Below are 7,573 nucleotides of genomic sequence, written 5' to 3'. Positions count from 1 at the left end.
CGGCCGCTTCGGCGTCGGCTTCTCCGCCGTCCTCGCGGTCACCGACGAGCCCGCCGTGCTCAGCCGCAGCGGCGGCGTCCGCTGGTCCCTCGGCGAGGCCCGCGCGCTGGTCGAGTCCGTGCCCGAGCTGGGCGACGAGCTGCGCCGCCGCGACGGGCACCTGCCGCTGCTCCGCCTGCCCTTCGCCGCCGAGGGCGAGCCGCCGGCCGGCTTCGAGACCGTCGTCGTGCTGCCCCTGCGCGACGCCGCCGCACAGGATCTGACGCGCCGTCTGCTGGACGAGGTCGACGACGCCCTGCTGCTCACCCTCCCCGGACTGCACGAGCTGGAGATCGAGCACGAGGACGGGAGCGTCCGCCGGCTCACCCGCTCGACAGCCGAGGAGACCCCGGACGGCCCGCAGCAGGTCCTGGTCACCGACCGGGAGCAGGCCTTCCGCTGGCAGATCGTCAGCCGCAGCGGCACCCTCGCCCCCGAACTGCTCGCCGACCGCACCACCGAGGAGCGGCACCGCCCCTACTGGTCCGTCACCTGGGCCGTCCCCGTGGACGAGCGCGGCGAGCCGCAGCGCCCGCGCACCGCCCCCGTGGTCCACGCGCCCACGCCGAGCGACGAGCAACTCGACCTGCCCGCCCTGCTCATCGCCTCCTTCCCGCTGGACTCGACCCGGCGTCACATCGCCCCCGGGCCGCTCAGTGACTTTCTCGTCACGCAGGCCGCCGACGCCTATGCCGAACTGGTCCGCAGCCGCGGGGCGTCGCTGTCCTCGCTGCGGCTCGTCCCCGCGCCGCTCGGACCGGGCGGCGAGCTGGACGGCCGGCTGCGCCGGGCCGTGCTCGACCGCCTGCCCGAAGTCCCCTTCCTGCCGGGCGTGGAGGACCCCGAGCTGGCGCTGCGCCCCCGCGACTCCGTCCTGCTCGAAGGCGCGGACGCGTCCATCGTGCGCGCCCTCGGCGAGGTGCTGCCGGGCCTGCTGCCCGCGGGCCTGGAACGCCGCCAGGAGCCGCGCACGCTCGGCGTCCGCCGGGTGCCGCTCGCCGAGACCGTGGACCTGCTGGCCAACCTCGACCGCGAGCCGCAGTGGTGGCGCAACCTCTACGGCGCGCTCGCCGGGGCCGACCCCGAAGCCCTGGGTGCGCTCCCCGTCCCGCTCGTCGACGGACGCACCGTCACCGGCCCGCGCCGCGTCCTCGTCCCCTCGGGCGACGGCGACGTCAGTGCCGAGGACCTGGCGCTGCTGGGGCTGCGGCTCGCCCACCCCGACGCCGCCCACCCGCTGCTGGAGAAGCTCGGGGCCGGACTCGCCACTCCCGCGGCGGTGTTGGACACTCCCGAGGTCCGCGCCGCCGTCGCCGCCTCGGCCGATCTGGAGGACGAGCAGGAGGCCGAGGACCTCGCCGAGGCCGTGCTGCGGCTCGTCCGCGCCGCCGGCATCGGCCCCGGCGAGTACCCGTGGCTGGCCCGGCTCGCGCTCCCCGAGGACGAGGACGGCGAGCCCACCCCGGCCGGTGAACTCGTGCTCCCGGGAAGCCCCTTGGCGGCCGTCGTACGCGAGGAGGACGCGGTCTTCCTGGACGAGGACTGGGTCGAGCGCTGGGGCGCCGACGTCCTCAGGGCCGTCGGGGTCGCGCACGGCTTCACCCTGCTCAGGGCCGAGGAGGCCGTGCTGGACACGGACGACCTGGAGCGCTTCGACCCCACCGCCCCGGTGGACCACGCCCTCGGGGGCGAGCCCACCGCCCTGCTCGACGAGGCTCCCGACGGACTGGCCGACTGGGCGGAGGAGGTCACCGAGCCGCACCTCAGCGACGACTTCCCGGTCCCGCTCGTCGCCGCCGAATTGGTGGCCGTGCGCGACCTCGACCTGGTGGCGGACGACGCCTGGCCGCAGGCCCTCGCCCTGCTCGCCGCCCCACCGCTGCGCGACGCCGTGGTCACCCCCGTCCGGCTCCGGCTGCCCGACGGCGGCACGGCCGAAGTGCTGCCCTACGCCGCCTGGTGGCTGCGCGACCATCCGGTCCTGGACGGCCGCCGCCCCGCCGGTCTGCGTGCCTCCGGCGCCGACCCGCTGCTGCGGGGCCTCTACGACGAGGCGCGCACCACCCTCGACGAGACCTTCCTGCACGCCCTCGGGGTGCGCACCACGCTGGCCGCGCTGCTGGCGGAGCCGGACGGCGCGGACGACGTGCTCTACCGGCTGACCGACCCGGAGCGTCCGGTGAGCCACCGTCAGCTCCACGGCATCTACACCGCCCTGGCGGACGTGGAGTTGGAGCGCATCGCGCTGCCGGAGGACGTCCGCGCCCTGCCCCCGCTCGACCCGGCGACCCACCGCCGCCCGGCGCACACCGAGATCGTGGACGTGGCGGACGCGGTCATCGCGGACGCGCCCGACCTGGTGCAACTGCTGGACGCGTTCCCGCTGATCACCGTCGCTCCGGAGAAGGCCGCGGCGCTCGCGGAGCGGCTGCACGTCTCCCTGGCCAGCGAGATCGCGGGCGGCCGGGTGCTGAGCGAGGGCACGGTGCACCGGGTCCCGGAGGTGGTGCGCGAACTGGTGCCCGGCTGCCCGGAGTTCTACGAGGAGCACGAGGAACTGCTCGTCGTCGGCCCGGACGGGGAGGAGGCGGCGGTGGACTGGCGCTGGGACCCGGACAGCCCGGCCCCGGTGCTGGAGGAGGACACGGAGGGCGGTCTGGAGCCCGACGAGTTCGCGGCGCCCGTTCCCTTCGGCGCCCTCCACGCGGCCACCCCGGAGGGCCTCGCCGCGGGCCTGGCCTGGGCGGCCGGCCAATGGCACCGCCGCTTCGAGGTACTGGCCCTGCTGGGCGATCCCGACCGGGCCTACGAGCTGTCCGCCGCACGCGACTTCGAGTGAGCAATCATGCAGCCCCGCCTNCTGCTGGGCGATCCCGACCGGGCCTACGAGCTGTCCGCCGCACGCGACTTCGAGTGAGCAATCATGCAGCCCCGCCTGGGGCGCGGGGAACTGCGCGAGCAACACACCACCCGGGGAGGTCCGGCCTGCACTCAGGGTCGAACCTCCCCGAGTGGTGGGCTGCTCGCGCAGTTCCCCGCGCCCCAGGGGGGCTGCATGGTTGCTCGTGCTGATGCGGCGGAGCCGCACCTGTCCGCAGCCTCGCGCCCCTGGCGGGCTGCACGATTGCTCGTGCTGACGCGGCGGAGCCGCACCTGTCCGCAGCCTCGCGCCCCTGGCGGGGGCCGCTAGCTGACGTGCCTCAGGATGACGAACTGGTCCTCCTGGAAGACGACTTGGTAGGTCGTCCCCGGGTGCAGACGCTGGGCGTAACCGGGGAGGTCCGTCGGCGCCGCAGGCGACCAGCCGTAGGAGAGGTCCAGAGCCACGTAGTCCGGCGCGCTGTGGTCGCCGCCCAGCCAGTACAGGTCGGTGCGGGAGGCCAGGTGGGCCATCGGGGTCACGTTCGACTCCACCGCCGCGCCGGACGGAATCCCCGCCAGGGCGCGGTCCAGCATCGCGCTGCGCGCGGTGTCCCGGTAGGAGGAGGGCTGGAACACCGACCGGATCGGCAGGCCCGGCAGGGCCACGCACAGGGCCAGGGCCACGCCGGTCACCAGCGGCACCGCCGCGGACTGGGTGTAGCTGCGGTACCAGCCGAGCCGTGACTTCTCCCCACGGCGCAGCGCGTCCACCAGGGCCAGGAAGAGCACGGGCATCAGCACCGCGTTGTAGTGCCAGGCCGTGCCCCAGTAGTCGTGGTTGTCGGAGAGGAACCGCCACCCCAGCGTGGGCAGGGCCACGACGACCAGCGGGGACCGCAGCGCCATGAAGCCGGTGATGCCGAACAGCCAGCCCAGCGTGGCCAGTTTGACGGACAGGGGGCTGAGCAGTCCCTTCAGACTGCTCAGCAGCGGCATCGCCGAGACCGAGCCGCCGGGCAGCTTGCTCCAGTAGTCGTACGTGTGGTGGGCGTTGAAGTGCGGGATCACGCCGCCCACTGTCAGCAGCACCATGCCCGCGCCGAAGGCGATCAGCAGCGCTCCCAGGGACCACTGCCGGGACAGGATGAGCAGCAGGCCGATCGCCGCCACGGTCAGGCCCATGTCCTCCTTGACCAGTACCAGCGGCAGCGCCCAGAAGGTGGCCCGGTACCAGCGCCGCAGCAGCACGTTGCGCAGTACGACCGCCAGCAGCGGCACCGCGAACGCGATCTCGTGGAAGTCGAAGTCCACCGCCCGCTGCACGCCCCAGGACAGGCCGTAGGCCACGCCGATGGCGTGGCCCTTGGCCCGCGTCAGCAGCCGGGCCGCCGTCGCGGAGACGATCGTCACCGAGGAGGCGAAGAGGACGGACTGGGCCAGCAGGAGCGTCAGCGGGCTCGGGAAGACCTTGTAGAACGGGGCCAGCACCGCGAGGACCGGGCTGAAGTGGTCGCCCAGGATGTTGTAGCCGGCGCCCTTGACATGGACGATCGGCGCCTTGAACTCCGCGTAGTCGCGCACTTCCTGGACGAAGATGGCGGTGTCCCAGGACATCGACGTGTAGTGCAGGTAGCGGCTGATCTCCATGGCGGCGTAGAGCGCGAGGAAGACCAGCCCCAGCAGCAGGTAGGGCCAGGTGCCCGGCTTCGGGACGAGGCGTCTGTGCCGGGACGCGGACGCGGTCCGCTCCACGGGTGCGGTAACAGCGGTACCGGTGGTCGACATGGCGGCAAGGTACCGGCCGGACCCGTGTGCGGATGTCGTCCTGCTGGGGAGGTCTCGTGGAGAAGTCAGCCGCGGAGTTTGACGAACCGCCAGGAGATCTCGAGCAGCAGGCCCGCGACGAGCGCGATCCCGACACCGGTCCACGGGTCGTGCCAGCCCGCCAGGTCGAGTTCGAAGAAGTGCTTGAGCCAGGGCACGACCAGGACCAGCCCGAAGCCCGCCCCCATCGCCGCGACCAGCAGCACCCGCCACCAGGTGTACGGGCGGGCGATGATGGCGAGCACCCACAGCGCGACGAGGAAGAGGGTCAGCGTCGTCGCACTGGTGTCGGCGACCTTGCCGGTCGCGTGGTCGGCCCGGGCCACCAGGTACTCGGCGAACGCCGCCGCTCCGGCGATCACCCCGGCCGGGACGGCGAAGCGCAGCACCCGCCGCACGAACCCTGGCCGGGCGCGCTCGTTGTTCGGGGCCAGCGCCAGGAAGAAGGCGGGGATGCCGATGGTCAGCCCGCTGAGCACGGTCGAGTGCCGGGGCAGGAACGGGTACGGCACCCGGCAGATGATGACGGCCAGCGCCAGCAGCACCGAGTAGACCGTCTTGACCAGGAACAGGTTGGCCACCCGCTCGATGTTGCCGATGACCCGGCGGCCCTCCGCGACCACCAGCGGGAGCGTGGCGAAGCGGTTGTCCAGCAGCACGATCTGCGCGACCGCCCGGGTGGCCTCGCTGCCCGAGCCCATGGCGACGCCGATGTCGGCGTCCTTGAGCGCCAGCACGTCGTTGACGCCGTCGCCGGTCATCGCGACGTGGTGGCCGCGCGACTGGAGCGCGCCGACCATGTCCCGTTTCTGTTGCGGCGTCACCCGGCCGAAGACGGAGTGCTGTTCGACCCGGTCGGCGAGACCCTCCGGGTCGGCGGCCGGCTCGGGCAGGGTGCGGGCGTCCACCGGGTCCTCGGCGCGGGGCAGGCCCAGCGAGGCGGCCACCGCGCCCACGGAGACGGCGTTGTCCCCGGAGATGACCTTGGCGGCGACCTGCTGGCGTCCGAAGTAGGCGAGCGTGTCGGCGGCGTCGGGTCGGACCCGCTGCCGCAGCACGACCAGCGCCTGCGGCTCCAGCCCGAGCCCCGGGTCCGGGTCCGCCAGCGGGTTCTTGGTCCGGCCGAGCAGCAGCACCCGCAGCCCTCGCGCGCCGAGCGCGTCGGCCTGCTCCAGCGCGGGGTCCCCCGGCGGAAGCAGCACATCGGGCGCGCCGAGCAGCCAGGTGGCCTGCTCCCCGTCCGGGCCGACGAGTTCGGCCCCCGACCACTTGCGGGCCGACGAGAACGGCGCGGTCCCGGCCACCCGCCAGTCCGCGGGTGCCGGGTACGCGTCGACCACGGCCTGGAGGCTGGCGTTGGGCTTCGGTTCGGAGCTGCCGAAGGCCCCGAGCGCCTGCCGTACGAAGGCTGTGTCGGCACCGTCGAGCGGAACGACCCGCTCGACGTCCATGCCGCCCTCGGTGAGCGTGCCGGTCTTGTCGAGGCAGACGGTGTCCACCCGCGCCAGTCCCTCGATCGCCGGCAGCTCCTGCACGAGGCACTGGCGGCGGCCGAGCCGCACGACTCCGATGGCGAAGGCCACGGAGGTGAGCAGCACCAGCCCTTCCGGCACCATCGGCACGATCCCGGCGACCATGCGCCGGACCGCCTCGGCCATGTCCTGGTTCTCGACGTAGAGCTGACTGAGGATCAGGCCGAGGGCGGTCGGGATCAGCAGGTAGGTGATGTAGCGCAGGATGGTGTCGATGCCGCTGCGCAGCTCGGACCTGACGAGCGTGAACCGGCTCGCCTCCTCGGCGAGTCGGGCGGCGTAGGCGGCGGCCCCGACCCGGGTGGCGGTGAAGGCGCCGTTTCCGGCCACCACGAAGCTGCCGGAGAGGACCGGGTCGCCCGGGTGCTTGAGCACGGGGTCGGCCTCGCCGGTCAGCAGGGACTCGTCCACCTCCAGTCCCTCGGCCTCGGCCACCTCGCCGTCCACGGTGATCTTCTCGCCGGAGCCGAGCTCGACCAGGTCCCCCAGCACCAGCTGGCTGTTGGCCACCGGCCGGCTGCTCCCGTCGCGACGCACCCGGGGCCGCGCCTCACCGATCACGGCGAGGTTGTCGAGGGTGCGCTTGGCACGCAGCTCCTGGACGATCCCGATACCGGTGTTGGCGACGATGATGAACCCGAAGAGGCCGTCCTGGATCGGGCCGACGACCAGGATGACGACGAAGAGCGTGCCGATGATGGCGTTGAACCGGGTCAGGACGTTGGCCCGGACGATCTCCCGGGTCGACCGGCTGGACCGCACCGGTACGTCGTTCACCTCGCCCCGGGCGACCCGTTCGGCCACCTCACCGCTGGTCAGGCCGGGTGCGCTGGTGCTGGTGCCCATGGCACCGACCCTAGGCGGGCTCCTCCACCTCGGCCTGCTCGGCGCGCCGGATGGCGTCCCGCCGGGCCCGGGTGTACCAGATGCCCACCAGCCCGAGGGCGAAGCCGGCCAGGCAGATCCACTGCCAGTCGCCGCGCCCGTGCGCGGACATGCTGCTGTGGAAGGGCAGCAGGACGAGGAACCCGACCAGCCACAGCACGGTCCCCCCGGTGACGATCGGCACGGCGTCGACCTCGAGAGGGGGCGCGGAGGGCAGTTTCGTCGTCTTCACGCCCCACAGGCTACCCGCGGGGGCGCGAGCACCCCCCACCCTTCGGGCGGGAGGCGCCCCCGCGAACAGCCCACCACCCTGGGAGGTCCGGCCCCGTGTGCGGGACGAACCTCCCGGGGCGGTGGGTTGCTTCCGGGGGGGCACCTCCCGCCCGAAGGGTGGGGGATCCTCGCGCCCCGCAGGGTCCCCTGTAGGTTCG

General features: G+C 73.6%; 4 protein-coding genes. 1 reads left to right on the top strand and 3 read right to left on the bottom strand.

Annotation, left to right across the window (positions count from 1 at the left end):
- Positions 1–2,878: molecular chaperone Hsp90 (locus tag ACFP3V_RS00400; protein ID WP_380578357.1), on the top strand; the 2,878-nt coding region annotated here is incomplete at its 5' end.
- A gap of 347 nt (positions 2,879–3,225) precedes the next feature.
- On the opposite strand, the gene ACFP3V_RS00395 is transcribed toward ACFP3V_RS00400, so the two are convergent.
- The 3 genes from ACFP3V_RS00395 to ACFP3V_RS00385 form a co-directional block, all read right to left on the bottom strand.
- On the bottom strand, positions 3,226–4,686 hold the full coding sequence (locus ACFP3V_RS00395) for a DUF2079 domain-containing protein (RefSeq protein WP_380578355.1): 1,461 nt from the start codon (positions 4,684–4,686) through the stop codon (positions 3,226–3,228).
- Between the two features lie 65 nt (positions 4,687–4,751).
- Entirely contained in the window at positions 4,752–7,103 is a 2,352-nt protein-coding gene (locus ACFP3V_RS00390) for an HAD-IC family P-type ATPase (protein WP_380578353.1), read from the bottom strand.
- 10 nt (positions 7,104–7,113) lie between these two features.
- Entirely contained in the window at positions 7,114–7,374 is a 261-nt protein-coding gene (locus ACFP3V_RS00385) for a DUF2530 domain-containing protein (RefSeq protein ID WP_380578350.1), read from the bottom strand.
- Positions 7,375–7,573 lie beyond the last annotated feature (199 nt).

It is taken from the genome of Streptacidiphilus monticola, from assembly GCF_042658505.1.
GTDB classification, from domain to species: domain Bacteria; phylum Actinomycetota; class Actinomycetes; order Streptomycetales; family Streptomycetaceae; genus Streptacidiphilus; species Streptacidiphilus monticola.
This window is presented reverse-complemented; position numbering and strand designations above follow the sequence as displayed.